This window comes from Chryseobacterium gambrini, assembly GCF_900156825.1.
GTDB classification, from domain to species: domain Bacteria; phylum Bacteroidota; class Bacteroidia; order Flavobacteriales; family Weeksellaceae; genus Chryseobacterium; species Chryseobacterium gambrini.
Window position 1 is genome coordinate 13,725 of sequence record NZ_FTOV01000023.1, and the last position, 16,881, is coordinate 30,605.

Sequence of the window (16,881 nt, forward strand, 5' to 3'; positions counted from 1 at the left end):
ATGAGATCCGGAGAGAAAAGTGCGGACTCTATTATGCGGGAATACGGAATACCCAAGACAACATTATACAAATGGAAAGCCAAGCATGATGAGAACAATTCCTGATTATAAGAAAATTTATCATGACATTATTTTAAAAATATGTCCTGAAAGGGAACCGGAGTTTAAATATTTTTTAGATAAAGAGACTCTTTTATCTTGGGATATAGTGAAACTGGATAATTTAATTTTTAATAAGAAAGATCAGGACTCTGTGATATTTAATCAAAGACACCGATCGTATGATGATGAGACGATTCTGTACATCATAAAATATCAGAAAGAGCATAAGATGAATAATTCTCATACTTCAAAGTATTTTAGAATCAGCAGAAATACTTTAACGAAATGGAAAAAAATATATAAAATTTAATTATATCAGAAAAAAATAGGTACCGTTTAGAATATTTAAATCATTCATTTCTAAGTTAAATTTTTTATTAGGTTCAATCATCCGTCTCACAAATATTTTGTGAAACGGATTTTTTATGAACAAAACGATAATTTGTATTGATAAATCTGGGAGTAATATCAATTCAGAGTTCACAAGTATACGTATGCAATTCCGGTCTGATTTTGTCATTCACAGGAAATTATGCCGTGTTTGGTATTCGAATTCTTTAGGGAAACTTCTCTATATTGGTTTTTACAAATTCATAAAGACGTTCTTCAAGGAGCGGCTTCAGGTGGATAAACTTCTCTTCTGCTGCAATAAATTCTTTATTGTTGCGCAGCTCATTGGTTGCTTTTACGTAATTATTATGGTCTTTTGAAGTTTCGTATTTTTCGTAAAAAGAATTTGAAATATTCTGAGCTTTTTCCAGATAATCTGCAAGTTGAGGCAGATTCAGCTTTGTTCTCATTTGTTCCGTTACCATGTCGAGATGATGAAATAAAGCACTCTCAAAATCTTCCCAGTTTTCAAAATAGAGCCATTCCATTACAGTTACAAAACTGTATAATTCATGAGGAATGTCTTTTATTTCGTCGTGATCGTTTAGGGAACTTCTTTTCCAGTCATATTTTTTTACAATTGCTGAAAAGATTTTATCCAAAGCTTCCTCTTTATCATGATCTTTCTTTAGAATAAGTTCCGTTGTGGTAAAATATTTATTTTCAATTATTTTAATGGTCTGCTTAATATCAAAATTATTTTCCCAGAGATGATGAAGAGCAATTTCAGATGGTATTCCGGTCTTATTTACAATGATGGAAATGCGTTCTTCTGTAAAATACTTTTCAGCTTCATCTGTATCTCCTTCGGTTTTTTCCAGTAAGGTAAAACCCTGTCTGTCTCCGATCGGGATGCGCTGCTGCAATATTTCAAGTTTGTCTTTATACATTTCATTCATGCGGAACGGATTTCAAAATCAATCAGCCAACCAGTGTGCTGTCGGTAATTTCCCAGTTGTTTATCTCTAAGATCACCTGCGTAGAACCAAATCTAAGCCTTCCAATCGCTATTTCCCAAGATACAGGATCGCTGAAACTCTCTGGGAGATCAATTTTATGAATGTTAACAGGCATTTTGTAATTCACCAGTCCTTTGATATCCTCTGCATGGAAATCTTCGAGATCAGCTCTTGCAAAATCCTTGTATTTTTCTAAATGAACATTAATTAATTCTAACAGAAAATCAATGTGCTTTTCTTTTAATCCGGTGAGTTTAATTTTATTCTCATTTCCGCCGTGTGTTCTTAATTCTTTATTGATGGGTGCTAAAAGCTTTTTCAATTCGTCCCTTTTCGTAATGCTCATGTATTTTGGTTTTAACGGTTAATTTAGAATCTGAAATTTAAGATTAAAATTTTTATCAGTTTGAAAGAATAGACCATTTTGTTTTTTTTGATGTGGTTTAGCATTTAAAATGAGATAAATAAGAGTTCTAATATTTTTGTAAGTTTGTGAAAACAATGCAGACTACAAATGAATTTTGAAGATTTTATCATATCCCCAAGAAATTTCAGGACAGAAAACTGGCAGATCGGGGCAGGAATCACAAAGGAAATAAAGGAAGACAGTATTGTGCTTCTTTTCGTTTCGGATTACAGAGGCGCGAACGGTGATGCTGAAGTTCAGGATTTTTCAGGAATCAGGAATGAGTTTTACAAACTGTCGCAACTGGATTTTGAAATTCCGATTGTGGATCTTGGAGACCTTGTTTCAGGAAAATCTGTTCAGGATTCTCACTATATTCTGCAGGAAGTATTGTCGGCTTGTCATTATAAAAGAGCCATTCCGGTAATTGTGGGCGGTTCCAATGATTTTGCGTTTTCGCTTTTTTCGGCGCTTAACTTCCATACCAAAAGCATCAATTATACCCAGATCAGCAATATTATTTCGCTCAAACAGGGTGAAATGATCAATGAGCATACTTTTTTAAGCAAGATTTTCGGAGCGAAAACTTTTTCCATAAAAAATTATCATCATTTAGGCTATCAGAAACATCTGAATGAAGCAGATTCGGTAAGATTAATCAAAGAAGTTGAGTTTGATATCATCCGTCTTGCCGAAATGATGAATTCTACCGAAAAAACAGAACCCTTCTTCAGAAAAGCGGATTTGGTGACGGTAAACTGTGATGCCATTGAAAGTTTCGGCGAACCTTTTTCCATAAATCCGCAGGTAAACGGACTGAACCGAAGAGAAATCTGCGCGTATATGAAGGAAATCGGCTTAAGTGAAAATTTAAAATCGGTAGGAATTTTTAATTATAATATTTACTCCGAAAACCAGCTTAATCATCAGCTTTTAGCACAAATGATCTGGTATCTCATCGAAGGAATCAATATTCAGCGGTCACACCCGAAAGAAAGACATTATGAAGTGTTCTATGTTTTGGTAGACGACCGGCAATATGCCTTCAAGCGCGATACCTTCAGTAATCTTTGGTATTTCGGGGAGGATGAAAATATAGAAAACTGCGTTCCATGCTCCCGAAAAGATTTTGATGATGCCAAAAAAGGCTGGCTGAATGCACGACTGACGAAAATATAATGTATGAAAATTGTTCCCTCAAAAATTTCTGTTATTGTTCCCGTCTACAACGTTGAAAATTATCTGGCAAAATGTCTGGATTCATTAGTTAATCAAACCCATCAGAATATCGAAATTCTGATCATCAACGACGGCAGCAAAGACGATTCGGAAAAGATTATTCAGGAGTATGCTCAGAAATATCCTGAAAAAATCAGGCCATTTACCAAAGAAAACGGCGGACTGAGTGATGCCCGGAATTTTGGCATCGATCATGCAACGGGAGATTATCTTGGATTTGTAGACAGTGATGATTATGTTGCGCCTTCCATGTTTGAAGAAATGGCTTATCTTGCGGAAAAACACCAGTCGAAAATGGTGATCTGCAATATTCAAAAGGTCGATCAAAACGGAAATATTACGCAAAAGCTCACCCAGATTCCCAATATGCCCGAAAAAATTGATCTCGAAAAGAACCTTTCTGTTTTTTCCGATCTCAGCTATTTTGCGTGCAATAAATTGTTTAAAAAAGAACTTTTTCGGGAAAAGAGATTTAAAAAAGGAGTTCATTTTGAGGATATCCAGCTTGTTCCGCAGCTTTTGCTGGAGTGTGATACGATTTCACAGACCCAGAATTTTCATTATCAGTATCTGGAACGTACCGATTCTATTACCAAAACCCACACGGAAAAAGGGCTTGATATTCTGAAAGCCGTAATGGATGTGGAAAAGGTGTTTGCGGAATCCAAATATGCGGACAGAAAGGAAGAACTTAAAAATTTTCAGATTTTTGAAGGGGTTTATTCTTTTCTCGCTTACCTCGCTTTTGTAAAAGACGGGGAGATTTTTAACAGTATGTCGGAAGAATTAGAGTTATTTATCAAAGATAGAGGGCTGAAATTGAAAGATATATTGAATTATAGTCGTTTTGATAAAAATTATCTGCTATCTTTGCCACTGAAAAAAAAGATATTTTATCTGTTGTTTTTTGCAGGGCAGAAAAAGCTGATAAGAAAATTAGTGTAAACACAAATGGAAGTACTGTGTTGCGTTGCTCATAAGCCGGACAAAAGGTTTTTAGTCGCCAAACCTTTTAAGTACTTGAATAGAAAAAAATGAAGAATTTTGAATTGTTCTTAAACCAGTCGGGGATTCCTATTTTTTACGTAAAAGTAGGCTTTGGTTTTTTGTTCTCTTTTTTAATCACTTATTTTTCCGTTCCCACCATCATTAAAATTTCCCGAAGGAAAAATTTAATGGACGAACCGGGGATAAGAAGTTCCCACCTCCGGAAAATTCCTAATCTTGGAGGGATTGCCATTTTTTATTCTATCGGAATCTGTGCTTCTATTTTCGCTTACGAACTTTTCGATCTCTATAAATTTTTATTTGCTTCTCTCGTTATTCTCCTGTACATCGGAGTAATGGATGATATTGTGGTAATGAGAGCCTATAAAAAACTGGTCGCACAGATTGTGGTTTCGGCGTTTATAGTAATCGGTTCAGATATAAGGATCAGAAGTCTTTTCGGGATTTTCGGGATCTACGAGATGAGCTATTTTATAAGCGTTATGTTTAGTATTGTTACTTTCATCATCCTGATCAACGCATTTAATCTCATCGATGGAATTGATGGTCTCGCGGGAGGATATTCTGTAATCTGCAGTGCCCTTTTCGGAATCAGTTATTACAGATTGGGAGAATATAATTATCCTCTGGTTGTTTTATCTGCCATTATCATCGGCGCCGTTCTAGCATTTCTGTATTATAATTTATCGAATTACAGAACCAATAAAATATTTATGGGCGATACGGGTTCTATGCTTTTAGGATTTCTTCTTGCCTTTACTTCTATTTGTTTTATCGATATTTTTATCGACAAAAAACTTCCCGGAGTTCCGAGATATCATCTTCAGTCTGCTCCTGTAGTGGCGGTAGCCATATTAATTTTACCCATTGTAGACACCCTGAATGTTATCATCGTAAGGTTAATTAACAAGAAATCGCCTTTTGATGCGGATAAAAATCATATACATCATAAGCTTTTAAAGCTTAACCTTACCCATAGAAGATCAAGCTTCTATATTGTTGTATATTATCTCTTTATTATTACAATAGCTTATTATTTCAGACATATAAATGTAAATCTTTTATTATTGATTATACTTTTCCTTGGTTTTTTGGGAGCTTATATTCCAGATTTTATTTATCTTTTGAAGAATAATAAAAAGACTATCAATTAAATCTTTACTTTTGCAAACAACTTGAAAAATATGATGAAGAATTGTAAGCATTTATTACTTCTGGCTCTGCCTCTTTTAATCACTACATCTTGTATTACCACAAAAGATGTACGGTATATGCAGCCCAGTGAAAGCCTTGTCATTAATGAAGAAGGTTTGATCCCTTATAATATTCCGGTTTACAGAATTACAAAAAACGATATTTTGAATCTTAATATTGTGACCACTCCTAAAGGGGATGCGGCACAGTTTTATTCTTCCATGAACACTTCTGGCTCTGCTACAGCCCCTTCTACGAACAGTATTGCCACTGGTGGAGGTATGATGTCTTCCGGTGGAGGAAATACTGGAGGAAATGTGGTTTTTTATTTTAACGGTTTAAAAGTAGATGCCAACGGAGATATTAATGTTTTCGGAATAGGATTTATAAAAGCCGAAGGAAGAACCATTGCGGAAATCAGCAGTGAAATTCAGGATAAAGTTAATGAAAATTTTCAGGAGGGTAAATCTGAAGTACGTTTAAACACCAACGGAATTACATTTTATGTTTTAGGAGATGTGGAAACAACGGGAGTTACCGGTGAAAAAGTAGTTCATAAAAATACACTTACCATTACGGAGGCTTTAGCAATCAGTGGTGGATTAAACAGAACGGTAGACCGTAAAAATATCGTAATTCACAGGAAATTACCGGAAGGAATTAAAAAAGCAATCATCGATCTTACCCGTGAAGACGTTATGAATTCTCCTTACTATTACGTGCAGAACGGAGATGAAATCTATCTGAATACAAGAGCAAAAAGTCTCAACGGATTGGGCAAAGACCCTATCCAGACTTTAACAACCGGAGTTTCGGTGATTACAACAGCATTGTCGATCTATCTACTTCTAAAAAACCTTTAATATTATGATTCCAGGAAAAGAAACAAAGGTAGAAAAAGCAGATTCGCAGAAAGAGAAACACGGAAGTTTTGCTTTGTTCGATATTGAACACTTTTTACGCAGAGTGCTGAGAAACTGGTACTGGTTTGTATTAATGTTTTTTGTAGGCTACGGAATTTCGTGGATGTACAGTAAATATTATGCTCAGAATATTTATGCATCCAATTTATCTTTAAGTATTTCCAATAATACTTCAAGCTACTTTACCCCAAGCCAGTCTATTAACTTCATTTGGGGACAAGGTGGAAATCAGGACGGAGTTTACCTTAAAAAAATGCTTTTATCCAGAACCCACAATGAATTTCTGATTAAAGAGCTTGATCTGTTTGTAAATTATTCTACAAAAGGAGTCATTAAATCAACCTATCTGGATAAGGACGATTCTCCTGTTTTTTTACAGATCGACAGAAAGCATGGGCAACAGGTAAATTATCCAATCACATTGGTTCCTAAAGGCGGAGATTCTTATGAAGTGGTATTGCCGGAAGAAGGGCAATCGCCTAACCTGTATAGTTTTGAATCTGAAAGTTATACAACCATTAATCCTTTTGAAAGACCTGCCAATAAAATTATTCGTGTCGGAGATTGGTATACTTCTCCTAATCTGAGATTCAGGCTGTTAAAAAATCCTGTAAAACCGAAAATTAAATTAACCAATATTATTGTTAATTTAAATACTGTTAACCAGACCGTTAATGATATTGTTTCTACCATAAATGTAGAATTTGATAAGGAGATTAATACGATCATGATTATCAGCAAAACCGGTTATAATCTTAACAGTACAGTGAACTTCCTTAATATGTCCGTAAAACAGCTTCAGAAGAAAAGACAGGCGGATAAAGTTGTGATAGATCAGAATACCAGTGTGTATTTAAAGGAAAACCTGGATAATATCAGAAAAAAATTAGACTCGAGTGCCAATGTTCTTAATTATATGAAAACAACTGAAAAGTTGTACGACATAAAAGACCGGGATGAAAAATCTTTAACAGAAATAAAAGATCTTGAAGCAAAGAAGGCAGATATTGAAAGCAAAATAAGCTCTCTGAATCAGATTAAAAACAGCTTGGAAAGCCAGAATTTTGAAAAAATGATCAGTACCAATGCTGCAGGTTTTCAGGATGGACTTTTCAGTGCTTCTGTAGCAGAGCTAAAAGCTTTATATCTTAAAAGAAGGGAAATGGCTTTAATCTACAAGCCAAATTCTGAACCGATGAGAGAAATCAACAGACTGATTGATGAAGCAAAGGTCAGTTCAAATGGGGCTTTAAGAAATTATTATACAGCGTATTACACAGAAATTAATAAAATTAACCAAAAAGTTGGGGATGCAAATTCCGAACTGGCAACATATCCTGAAAAACAGAGAAAATATTTAGATGCAGAGAGAGGCTACAACATGATTGAAGCTACCTACAACAGTTTGCTGACAAGGCAGAATGATACGCAGCTGAGAATGGCGGCAAACCAATCGGACATCAGTGTGATTGACCCTGCAAAAAATGTAGGACAGCCACCGATCGGACCTAATGTGAAGGCAACAAAAGCTGGGATTATTGGAGGTCTTCTGGCTTTACCGTTACTGTTTATTCTCCTTGGAGAAATACTGGACAGCAAAATCAGAAACATTAAAGAATTACTTAATGCAACTAAAATTCCGCTTCTTGGGGTTATCGGAAACAATAATCATGAGAATATGCTTACCGTTCTGGATCAGCCAAAATCTTCCGTTTCGGAAGCATTCAGAGGGGTTAGAGCCAATGTAAGATTCTTATCTGGAGAAGGTGGTGGCAGCAAAGTAATTTTGGTGACTTCCTCTGTTGGAGGTGAAGGAAAAACCTATGTTTCTATCAATCTGGCTTCTGTTCTCGGGTTAAGTGATAAGAAAACCATCCTTTTGGGGATGGATTTAAGAAAACCTAAGATTTTCGGAGACTTTAAGATTGATAATAAATTCGGAATTTCAAACTATCTTACAGGAGAAGTGGAAATGAGCCAGATTATCAACAAAACAAGAATTCCAAATCTTGATGTGGCGACTTCGGGACCTATTCCTCCGAATCCGTCCGAGTTATTGATGAGTGATAAAAATATCAAGTTCATTGAAGACCTTAAAAAGATATATGATTTTATCATCATCGATTCTCCTCCGGTAGGTCTTGTTGCAGATTCTTACGAGCTGATGAAACACTCAGATGCCAATATTTATGTAGTTCGACACGAGTATACGGAGAAATATATGCTGAAAATGATCACGGAAAAGTATCATGGCGGAGAAATTGGGCACTTAGGTCTTGTGTATAACGACTATAATACGAAGCAGGGATATGGTTATGGGTACGGCTATGGATACGGTTATGGCTATGGTTACGGCTATTTTGACGAAGACAAAAATTACAAAGAACCATTGCTGATAAGAATTAGAAATAAAGTACAGTCAATATTCAATAAAAAATAATACATTTAAGCCCTCATTTAATGGGGGTTTATTATATCATGATAATTTTGATTCTATTAAAAAAAGAATAATTTTGCTAGTTTGTCGTTTACTTTATAACAAATTATGTTTTTTTGTTTATTTTTAACTAAACATTAAGATTATCATTAATATAAAAAAGTTTTATATTTGCAAAAATTAAATTTTAAAATAACCATAAATCCATATTCTTTTATGAATAGAAAATTATTGTTTAGCTTCCTTGCCGCTCTAGGAACTGTGGTAAGTGTTAAAGCACAAAGAAACGAACTTGGAGTTCGTCTAGGTATGAGTAACCTAGTTGGGGATATAGGGAGAACGAATTATATTTTACAAAAGCCATTGGATTTAAGTAAAGCGTCAGATTGGGGTGTTCCTTTTTATGGTGGAATTTTATACAGATTTAATTTTAATCCTCACCAGACTGTAAGATTGGATCTAGGATATAATCAGATCCAGTTTAATGACAAGGTGGCGAAAGAAGAATATAGAAAGAACAGAAACTCATTCGGGAAAAATAATGTATATGAAGCAAGTTTGATCTTTGAATACAACTTCTTCCCGGTAAACAACGAGCAGAAAAGTATGGTGAGTCCGTATATTTTCGGTGGGGTAGGGGCTTTAATGTTCGATGCTCCTAAAGCTACGGTGATTAATGATTTCAGAAGAGATGCGGATGGTGTGGCTCAGGCTCCTATTAATGAACTGGATTTTACAACAACTCCGGTGTATTCTACAGGAACCAAAACTACAATGCAAATTCCTTTTGGAGTAGGTTTAAAATATAAATTTAATTATAACTGGGCGATTTTTGCAGAAGCTACATTCAGATATACGCTTACGGATCAGCTGGATTACAGCAGAATTCAGAGCAAGGATGTAGTTGCTACGTATAACGGAGATATTCTGAGCCCCGTTACAGGCGGATCTCTTTTGCAGACAGATGCTTATTATGTAGTGTCTAAAGAAAGAGAAGCTGCGATTATAGGAGAAAGGAACGTTGGAGACTTTAAGTCTAAAGACTGGATGAATACCGTGAGTCTTGGACTTACTTATTCGTTCGGAAGACCTCCATGTTATTGTGATTAATATGTCGTTGATAAAAGATAAAATAGATCCTGAGAATTTACCACAGCATGTGGCTATCATCATGGATGGTAACGGAAGATGGGCAAAATCTCGTGGCGAAGAAAGAACCTTTGGTCACAAGAATGCCATTGATGCGGTAAGAAATGCCATAAATGCGTGTAATGAGATACACATACCGTATTTAACTCTTTATACCTTTTCTTCGGAAAACTGGAACCGTCCCGCAGAGGAAGTAAATACTTTAATGAATTTACTTGTAGAGACCTTATTGCTTGAAGCGGAAGAAATTTTCAGCAAAGGATTAAGAATGCACGTTATTGGAAATCTCGAAAAACTTCCCTCACTTGTAAAAGATCAGCTTTTACGTGTGGTGGAACTTACAAAAGAAAACACAAAAGGCAATTTGGTACTGGCAATCAGTTATGGTTCGCAGCATGAAATACTAAATGCCGTTAAAAGCATCAGCGAAGACGTAAAGGAAGGAAAGGTAGACATTGAAGATATTGATGAAAAATTATTCGAGAGTCACCTCTATACAAAAGATTTTCCACCGGTGGATCTTTTAATAAGAACCAGCGGTGAGATCAGAATCAGTAATTTTCTCCTTTGGCAGATCGCCTATGCAGAGCTGCAGTTTTTAAACGTTCTGTGGCCGGATTTTTCAAAAGATATTTTCTTTCAGTGTATTGTAGATTATCAAAACAAAGAAAGAAGATTCGGAATGACCGGAGAACAGATAAAAATTCAGTAAAATTTAAGAAAAGAAAGACTACGATAAAATGAAGTTTAGACTATTACCCATCATTATGTTTGTTGCTTCTGCACATTTTTATGGACAGGTAACTCCACAGGACAGCACACAGGTGAGCAATTCTGTACACGCAGAAAACCAAGCAGGGACATACACCTTAAAAGACATCGTTGTAGATGGGGTTAAAAAATATACGCCGGCTCAGATCCTGAGATTTACAGGTTTGGTAAAGGGAGAATCTGTGGATATCCCGGGGCAGAAAATCAGCAATGCTGTAAAAAAACTTTGGGACACTCAATCTTTTTCTGAAGTGGAAGTGTACGTACAAAGTATTGAAAGCGAAACGGTTATTCTGAAGTTTTATCTGCAGGATCTGAAAGATCTTGGAGAAGTAAAATTTACGGGTAAAGGAATCGGGAAGTCCAAAAATGAAAAAATGGCTAAAGACAACAATCTGAAGCCGGGAACAAAAATTACACAGAACTTAGTTTCAAGTCTTAAAACAAACGTTCCGAAAGATTTCATTAAAAAAGGATATGCAGATGCTAAAATTTCCATTCAGGAAAAAGTAAATGCGGGAGATCCTAATTTAGTAGACTGGACGATTAATGTAGATAAAGGCAAAAGAATCAAAATCGATCATATAGAATTCGAAGGAAATCAGTATGTATCAGACAGAAAACTTAGAAAAAAAGCCTTTAAAGAAACAAAACAAAAAAGATTCGGTATTGGCGGAATCCTGAAATCTTCAAAATTCATTGAAGATAAATATCAGGAAGACAAGCAAAACCTGATCAGCTATTATAACTCTTTAGGATACAGAGATGCTGCCATTGTTTCAGATTCTGTTTGGAGAAACAAGAGAAACAATTATGAGATCAATGTAAAACTTAAAGAAGGTAAACAGTATTACATCGGAGATATTACATTTACCGGAAATACCGTTTATTCTACAGACTATTTACAAAGACTTTTAGGATACAAAAAAGGAGAAATCTACGATGCCGTAGGTTTCAACAAAAAAGTGGGTGAAGATGGAGGAAAAGAAGACGATTCTGATATCAAGTCCATTTATATGAACAACGGTTACCTTTTCTCAAACGTTACGCCGGTTGAAAAATCTGTAGACGGAGATAAAATCAATCTTGAAATCCGTATCAATGAAGGTGAAAAAGCTACATGGAATAAAGTAACATGGGAAGGAAACACAACCACTCATGACCACGTTATTCTTAGAGCTTTAAGAACAAAGCCGGGAAATTTATTCGCTAAAAGTGATATCAAAAGAACATATTTCGATTTAGCCGGAATGCAGTTTTTTGATCCTCAACAGGTTGGGCAGGATATCCAGCCAAATCAGCAGGATAATACGGTAGATATCAACTGGAAACTGGTGGAGAAAGGTTCATCTCAGGTTCAGTTACAGGCAGGTTACGGAGGTAACAGTTTCATCGGAACTTTAGGATTAACATTCAATAACTTCTCGTTAAAGAATTTCCTTAAATTCAAAGACTTTAAGCCGGTTCCTCAAGGTGATGGGCAAACGTTATCGCTTCAGGCACAGGCAGGACAATATTTCCAGAATTACGGAGTTTCATTTACAGAACCATGGTTGTTCGGAACAAGACCGACTGCACTTTCTGTAAGTTTGAACAACTCTCGAGTAAAATATTCTGATGTTTATGGGAATGCACAGAAACTTAACATCTTCTCCGCTTCCGTTGGTTTAAACAGATTGTTGAAATGGCCGGATGATTATTTCTCACTTTATACAGGTCTTCAGTATCAGAAGTATGACTTTAAGAACTATCCGTTCCAGTTTGGTGATGCTACAGAATATTATGGTTCTGCCAACAACTTAAGTATCAACTTAGGATTAAGCAGAAACTCTGCAGGTATCGACCCGATTTTCCCGACAGTAGGTTCAAACATAGACCTTTCGGTGAAATTTACATTGCCATATTCTGCATTCAACAATAAAGATTATTCTACTTTAAGTCCTACAGAGAAATACAAGTGGATGGAATTCTATAAAGTGAAGTTCAAAGCAGATGTATACAATGAAATTATTGGAAAACTGGTTTTGAGATCTTCAGCTGAAATGGGATTCATGGACGGATATAACTCTAAATTGGGAGCACCGCCGTTTGAAAGATTCTATGTGGGAGGTACCGGTTTATTCGGAGGTAGATACGACGGTAGAGAATTAATTCCGTTAAGAGGTTATGAAAATGCTTCTACATACGGAGGAACTTCTGAAGATATTACTCCAACAGGAGGAGGTACTATTTACAACAGATTTACGTTAGAATTAAGATACCCGATTTCATTGAACCAGACAGCAAAAATTTATGCATTAACATTCGCGGAAGGAGGTAACGTGTGGAATTCTTGGGGAAATTATAATCCTTTCCAGTTGAAAAGATCAGTGGGTATTGGGGTGAGAGTTTATATGGGAGCATTTGGTTTAATTGGATTTGATTTCGCTTACGGATTCGACAAAACAGTTTCAGGAACTGAGCCTTCAGGATGGAAGACGCACTTCTTGATGAACCAATCATTATAATCCACGATATGAAAAATTTTAGAATTGTTTTATCATTTGTTTTATTCCTGCTTTTCGGTCTAAGCAACGCACAGAAAGTGGGCGTTGTAGACACGGAATATATTCTGAATAAAATGCCTCAATATAAAGAAGCTGAAGCAAGACTGAATGCACAGATTGATACATGGCAGTCCGAACTTCAGAACCTGCAGTCTGAATACGAAAGAAAAAGATCTGCTTTTGAAAGTGAAAAAGTTCTTTTAATAGGAGATCAGCTTAAATTGAGAGAAAAAGAAGTAATGGATCTGGAAAAAAACATCAAAACAACAACGAGTTTACGTTTTGGTGCCACCGGAGAAATAAAGAAACTGAGAACAAATCTGGTTCAGCCTTTTCAGGATCAGATCTGGGAAGCTATCAAAACCATGTCTGAAAAGAACGGTTTGGCGATAGTTTTAGATAAAACAAGCAATAATGTTATTTTTCTTCAGAAAAGATCCGATTATTCGGATAAAGTTTTGGCAATCTTGTTAAAAGATTCGGAACCAAAAGAAAAAGGCAAAACAAAAAAATAAAAGTTTAACTTTTATTACATTTACAAATCTAAAAACAAATTAAATTATTTATTTACCAATTATGAAAAAATTAAGTGTATTATTTGCAGCGGTAATGATGGTTGTATCGGTAGGTATGGCAAAAGCTCAAAAAATTGCAACTTTAGATGTTATAGGAATTCTTAACGCAATGCCTGAAAAGAAAAAAGCAGATGCGGATCTTAAAACTTTCTTAGATACTAAACAGGCAGAAATCAAGAAAAAAGCAGACGCAGGACAGGCTAAATTAAAGCAGTATTCTGAAGAAGCTCCAAAGAAAACAGCTGAAGAAAACAAAGCAAGAGAAGCAGAATTGGCAAAAATGCAGGAAGAAATCCAGCAGATGAACGATAAAGCTCAGAAAGATTTCGTGGCTAAGCAGGATGTTGCTTACGAACCAATCGAGAAAAAACTGAACGAGGCGGTTTCTAAAGTAGCAAAAGCAAACGGTTATGATTACATTATGGATGCAAATTCTTCTGCATTCGTATTCAAAGGAGGACCAGACGCTACAGCTGCAGTGAAAAAAGAATTGAATATTCAGTAATTTTTTAGAAATTAATAAATATTTATAAAAATGAACCATCTCACTTCGAGGTGGTTTTTTTATTTTTGCGGAATGGAAAAAGAAGTATCAACCACGGTAAAGGTCAGATTCAGCGACTGCGATCCCATTGGTCATTTAAACAACGTGAAATATCTGGACTACATGTTCAACGCCAGAGAAGATCACGTAGAAACATTTTATGGTTTCACGTATGAAGAATACACCAAAATGACGGGATGTACGTGGATTGCAATTCAGAATGAAATATCCTATTTAAAGGAAGTACGGTATAATACCTCGGTTGTTATCAGCAGCAAGACCATTGAAGTGGCAGACAGAACGGCAAAAGTAGAAATCCTCATGAAAAGTTTAGACGAGAAAACAATTCATGCCGTATTGTGGGTTACGGTAATCTACTTTAATGTTAAAACCAGAAAATCCGAAGTACATCCCGAAGAAATTAAAGAAACATTCAATAAGTTTTATGTAGATTTGGAACAGAAAGATTTCCAGTCGAGAGTTAAATATTTAAGATCACAAAACGCGAGAAACTCATGATGAAAAAAATTTTAGTAGTAGGAGGAAACGGGCAGTTAGGAAACTGCATCAGAAAAATTGCTCCGGATTTTGAACTGGATTATGAGTTCATTTTTACAGATTCACAGACTTTAGATATCACCAATGAACATCAGATCAATACTGTTTTTACGGAAAACAAACCGGATTACTGTATCAATGCTTCAGCGTACACAGCGGTAGATCTTGCAGAAACTGAAAAAGAAAAGGCTTTTGCTGTAAATGCAGAAGGTGTTGCTTCCCTTGCACAGGCGTGTAAAGATGCTAAAACAACGTTTATCCACGTTTCTACAGATTATGTCTTTGATGGAGAAACCAATTTAAGTTATTCCGAAGACGATTTCACAAGTCCGATCGGAGTTTACGGAGAATCCAAATTGAAAGGGGAAGAGCTTGCACTGGAAATTAATCCGAAAACCATTATTTTAAGAACTTCATGGCTGTATTCCGAGTTCAATAAAAATTTTGTGAAAACAATGCTCAATCTTTTTTCTCAGAAAGACGAATTGGGAATTGTGGCAGATCAGTTTGGGCAGCCTACCAATGCAAACGATCTGGCTGAAGCCATTATGAACATCATTGAAGCAAAAGAAAAAAAATACGGAGTTTTCCACTTCTCAAACTATCCCGAAACAACCTGGTTTGAATTTGCTGAAAAAATAGCTGAATTTTCTAAATCTTCAGTTAAATTAAATCCTTTAACTACCGAGCAATATCCTACACCGGCAAAAAGACCGAAAAGAAGCACGATGTCTCTCGATAAAATTGAAGAAGTTTATAAAATAGAACCCAAATATTGGGAAAATAGTCTCGAAGAATGCGTTACCATTCTTACACAATAATATATATAGAATGAAAAATCTCATCATTGTTGCTTTCGCTTTTCTTACTCAGTTTTGCAGCGCACAAAATGTGTACCTTACGAAAGTTCAAAAAACGAAAGAGAATACCGATAAATTCCTGTACAAAATTAATGAAGAAATAAAAGATGCTGAATATTTGGGTGAAGTCGAAGTTCAGGGATTCTGGAAATACGACGATGAAGTTTTTTCATTAGTGTATAAGAAGGCAAAAGAAATCGGGGCCAATGCATTTTCATGGAAACCTTTTGAAAATATTGATGGAACTCCTCAGAATTTCAACCCTTCCAATTACAGATTAAATCTTTATTTTCTTCCAAAAGATCAATTCAAAGATCAGAGTGGGTATATGTATATTTTCGCTTCTTCAGAAAAAGATCAGAAAATAGCGATCAATAAGACCGATTATGTACTTTCCCCAAGATCATACCTGAAACTGAAAACGGTTTCCGGTGAAGTCTATACAATTTCAACTAAAAAGTTATTAGGCTCAACCATCAAAATCCAGCCTAAAGACAATAGTTCTAATCAGTATTTCCAGATTTCGGCTACAAAAATAAAATCAGACGAAAGTGGAGTAGGCGGGCTTAATCTAAAAAGTGGCGATATCATCGGTCTCGAAAAATCCTACGGAGAATTTTTAAGCACCATATATAATAAAGAAAAGCAGAGTAATTAAACTCTGCTTTTTCATTTGTAAATCATCTCCTTGCTTTCTCAATAAACTTTTCTTCTCCAGCTTCTTTTCTTTGCCCACAAACTCTCTCCTCTCCAACACTTCACCTCAAACCCATGCATTTTTCCCTCAAATCCACGAAACTCCGGTTCAAAATCCACTCTTTCCACTCCTTATCCAACATTTTCATAGAGCAAGAAACTTTAATCGAGTAATGTGGAAAACTATGGAAAACCATTTAAACTCAAATAAATCAATAATTTAGAATACAAAGTTACCCACAATTACAGCCTCAGTGTAAATATTATGTTAAATATATTTGGAAGAGCGGGTTTAAAGTTTCTATCTTTGCGGCACTGAAAAACGAAAGAGGATCAGTAAGCGGAGACGAGCTTTTAGATAAGCGATATACTTTAATAAAACGCCTGGATAATACTTTTATAAGGTATTAAAAGGATACGGATCGGGGAGTATTTTTATTTTAAATTGATTTAGAAAAAACTTAAAATAAAACTTGCTCAGAATAAAAAGATTTGTATCTTTGCAGTCCCTAAACGGGGAAGCG

At 35.5% G+C, this 16,881-nt stretch carries 17 protein-coding genes; 15 read left to right on the top strand and 2 right to left on the bottom strand.

Going from position 1 to position 16,881, the window contains the following annotated elements; genetic code table 11:
* Together BW951_RS23200 and BW951_RS21500 are read left to right on the top strand one after the other, a co-directional pair.
* Window positions 1-105 carry a hypothetical protein gene (locus tag BW951_RS23200; protein ID WP_336711089.1) on the top strand — a complete coding sequence of 35 codons (105 nt, stop codon included), beginning with the start codon at window positions 1-3 and terminating at the stop codon, window positions 103-105.
* Window positions 86-412, top strand: a complete 327-nt coding sequence (locus BW951_RS21500) for a hypothetical protein (RefSeq protein WP_076396625.1) — start codon at window positions 86-88, stop codon at window positions 410-412. Before BW951_RS23200 ends, BW951_RS21500 begins: the two co-directional genes overlap by 20 nt.
* Window positions 413-659: 247 nt before the next feature.
* Here the strand turns inward: BW951_RS21500 and BW951_RS21505 are convergent, their stop codons facing one another.
* A complete protein-coding gene (locus tag BW951_RS21505) occupies window positions 660-1,391 on the bottom strand; it encodes a hypothetical protein (protein WP_076396627.1) in 732 nt (243 codons plus the stop codon).
* A gap of 22 nt (window positions 1,392-1,413) precedes the next feature.
* A complete protein-coding gene (locus BW951_RS21510; RefSeq protein WP_076396629.1) occupies window positions 1,414-1,797 on the bottom strand; it encodes a hypothetical protein in 384 nt (127 codons plus the stop codon).
* A 168-nt stretch (window positions 1,798-1,965) separates the two neighbouring features.
* Between BW951_RS21510 and BW951_RS21515 the strand changes: the two genes are divergently transcribed.
* From BW951_RS21515 to BW951_RS21575, 13 genes are all read left to right on the top strand, one after another.
* Complete coding sequence (locus BW951_RS21515; RefSeq protein ID WP_076396631.1) at window positions 1,966-3,036, top strand: formimidoylglutamase; 1,071 nt, start codon at window positions 1,966-1,968, stop codon at window positions 3,034-3,036.
* A 3-nt stretch (window positions 3,037-3,039) separates the two neighbouring features.
* The gene (locus BW951_RS21520) at window positions 3,040-4,041 is read left to right on the top strand and encodes a glycosyltransferase family 2 protein (protein WP_076396633.1); all 1,002 of its coding nucleotides are present in this window, start codon (window positions 3,040-3,042) and stop codon (window positions 4,039-4,041) included.
* An 89-nt stretch (window positions 4,042-4,130) separates the two neighbouring features.
* Window positions 4,131-5,258 carry a glycosyltransferase family 4 protein gene (locus tag BW951_RS21525; protein ID WP_076396635.1) on the top strand — a complete coding sequence of 376 codons (1,128 nt, stop codon included), beginning with the start codon at window positions 4,131-4,133 and terminating at the stop codon, window positions 5,256-5,258.
* Window positions 5,259-5,291: 33 nt separating this feature from the next.
* On the top strand, window positions 5,292-6,161 hold the full coding sequence (locus BW951_RS21530) for a polysaccharide biosynthesis/export family protein (protein ID WP_076396659.1): 870 nt from the start codon (window positions 5,292-5,294) through the stop codon (window positions 6,159-6,161).
* Between the two features lie 4 nt (window positions 6,162-6,165).
* Window positions 6,166-8,661, top strand: a complete 2,496-nt coding sequence (locus BW951_RS21535) for an exopolysaccharide transport family protein (protein WP_076396637.1) — start codon at window positions 6,166-6,168, stop codon at window positions 8,659-8,661.
* A 213-nt stretch (window positions 8,662-8,874) separates the two neighbouring features.
* Window positions 8,875-9,768 carry a type IX secretion system protein PorG gene (gene porG, locus BW951_RS21540; RefSeq protein WP_076396639.1) on the top strand — a complete coding sequence of 298 codons (894 nt, stop codon included), beginning with the start codon at window positions 8,875-8,877 and terminating at the stop codon, window positions 9,766-9,768.
* Between the two features lies 1 nt (window position 9,769).
* Entirely contained in the window at window positions 9,770-10,519 is a 750-nt protein-coding gene (locus BW951_RS21545) for an isoprenyl transferase (protein WP_076396641.1), read from the top strand.
* Window positions 10,520-10,547: 28 nt separating this feature from the next.
* Window positions 10,548-13,085: an outer membrane protein assembly factor BamA gene (gene bamA, locus BW951_RS21550; protein WP_076396643.1), complete on the top strand. Its 2,538-nt coding sequence runs from the start codon at window positions 10,548-10,550 to the stop codon at window positions 13,083-13,085.
* 8 nt (window positions 13,086-13,093) lie between these two features.
* The gene (locus tag BW951_RS21555) at window positions 13,094-13,639 is read left to right on the top strand and encodes an OmpH/Skp family outer membrane protein (RefSeq protein WP_076396661.1); all 546 of its coding nucleotides are present in this window, start codon (window positions 13,094-13,096) and stop codon (window positions 13,637-13,639) included.
* A gap of 61 nt (window positions 13,640-13,700) precedes the next feature.
* A complete protein-coding gene (locus BW951_RS21560) occupies window positions 13,701-14,204 on the top strand; it encodes an OmpH/Skp family outer membrane protein (RefSeq protein WP_076396645.1) in 504 nt (167 codons plus the stop codon).
* A gap of 72 nt (window positions 14,205-14,276) precedes the next feature.
* Entirely contained in the window at window positions 14,277-14,762 is a 486-nt protein-coding gene (locus BW951_RS21565; protein ID WP_076396647.1) for an acyl-CoA thioesterase, read from the top strand.
* A complete protein-coding gene (rfbD, locus tag BW951_RS21570; RefSeq protein ID WP_076396663.1) occupies window positions 14,762-15,622 on the top strand; it encodes a dTDP-4-dehydrorhamnose reductase in 861 nt (286 codons plus the stop codon). Before BW951_RS21565 ends, rfbD begins: the two co-directional genes overlap by 1 nt.
* 10 nt (window positions 15,623-15,632) lie before the next feature.
* The gene (locus BW951_RS21575; protein WP_076396649.1) at window positions 15,633-16,319 is read left to right on the top strand and encodes a hypothetical protein; all 687 of its coding nucleotides are present in this window, start codon (window positions 15,633-15,635) and stop codon (window positions 16,317-16,319) included.
* Window positions 16,320-16,881 lie beyond the last annotated feature (562 nt).

Bases quoted from the DNA above. Each gene is read 5' to 3' on its own strand.
- BW951_RS23200 (WP_336711089.1), top strand. From the start codon at position 1: ATGAGATCCGGAGAGAAAAGTGCGGACTCTATTATGCGGGAATACGGA.
- BW951_RS21500 (WP_076396625.1), top strand. From the start codon at position 86: ATGATGAGAACAATTCCTGATTATAAGAAAATTTATCATGACATTATT.
- BW951_RS21505 (WP_076396627.1), bottom strand. From the start codon at position 1,391: ATGAATGAAATGTATAAAGACAAACTTGAAATATTGCAGCAGCGCATC.
- BW951_RS21510 (WP_076396629.1), bottom strand. From the start codon at position 1,797: ATGAGCATTACGAAAAGGGACGAATTGAAAAAGCTTTTAGCACCCATC.
- BW951_RS21515 (WP_076396631.1), top strand. From the start codon at position 1,966: ATGAATTTTGAAGATTTTATCATATCCCCAAGAAATTTCAGGACAGAA.
- BW951_RS21520 (WP_076396633.1), top strand. From the start codon at position 3,040: ATGAAAATTGTTCCCTCAAAAATTTCTGTTATTGTTCCCGTCTACAAC.
- BW951_RS21525 (WP_076396635.1), top strand. From the start codon at position 4,131: ATGAAGAATTTTGAATTGTTCTTAAACCAGTCGGGGATTCCTATTTTT.
- BW951_RS21530 (WP_076396659.1), top strand. From the start codon at position 5,292: ATGAAGAATTGTAAGCATTTATTACTTCTGGCTCTGCCTCTTTTAATC.
- BW951_RS21535 (WP_076396637.1), top strand. From the start codon at position 6,166: ATGATTCCAGGAAAAGAAACAAAGGTAGAAAAAGCAGATTCGCAGAAA.
- porG (WP_076396639.1), top strand. From the start codon at position 8,875: ATGAATAGAAAATTATTGTTTAGCTTCCTTGCCGCTCTAGGAACTGTG.
- BW951_RS21545 (WP_076396641.1), top strand. From the start codon at position 9,770: ATGTCGTTGATAAAAGATAAAATAGATCCTGAGAATTTACCACAGCAT.
- bamA (WP_076396643.1), top strand. From the start codon at position 10,548: ATGAAGTTTAGACTATTACCCATCATTATGTTTGTTGCTTCTGCACAT.
- BW951_RS21555 (WP_076396661.1), top strand. From the start codon at position 13,094: ATGAAAAATTTTAGAATTGTTTTATCATTTGTTTTATTCCTGCTTTTC.
- BW951_RS21560 (WP_076396645.1), top strand. From the start codon at position 13,701: ATGAAAAAATTAAGTGTATTATTTGCAGCGGTAATGATGGTTGTATCG.
- BW951_RS21565 (WP_076396647.1), top strand. From the start codon at position 14,277: ATGGAAAAAGAAGTATCAACCACGGTAAAGGTCAGATTCAGCGACTGC.
- rfbD (WP_076396663.1), top strand. From the start codon at position 14,762: ATGAAAAAAATTTTAGTAGTAGGAGGAAACGGGCAGTTAGGAAACTGC.
- BW951_RS21575 (WP_076396649.1), top strand. From the start codon at position 15,633: ATGAAAAATCTCATCATTGTTGCTTTCGCTTTTCTTACTCAGTTTTGC.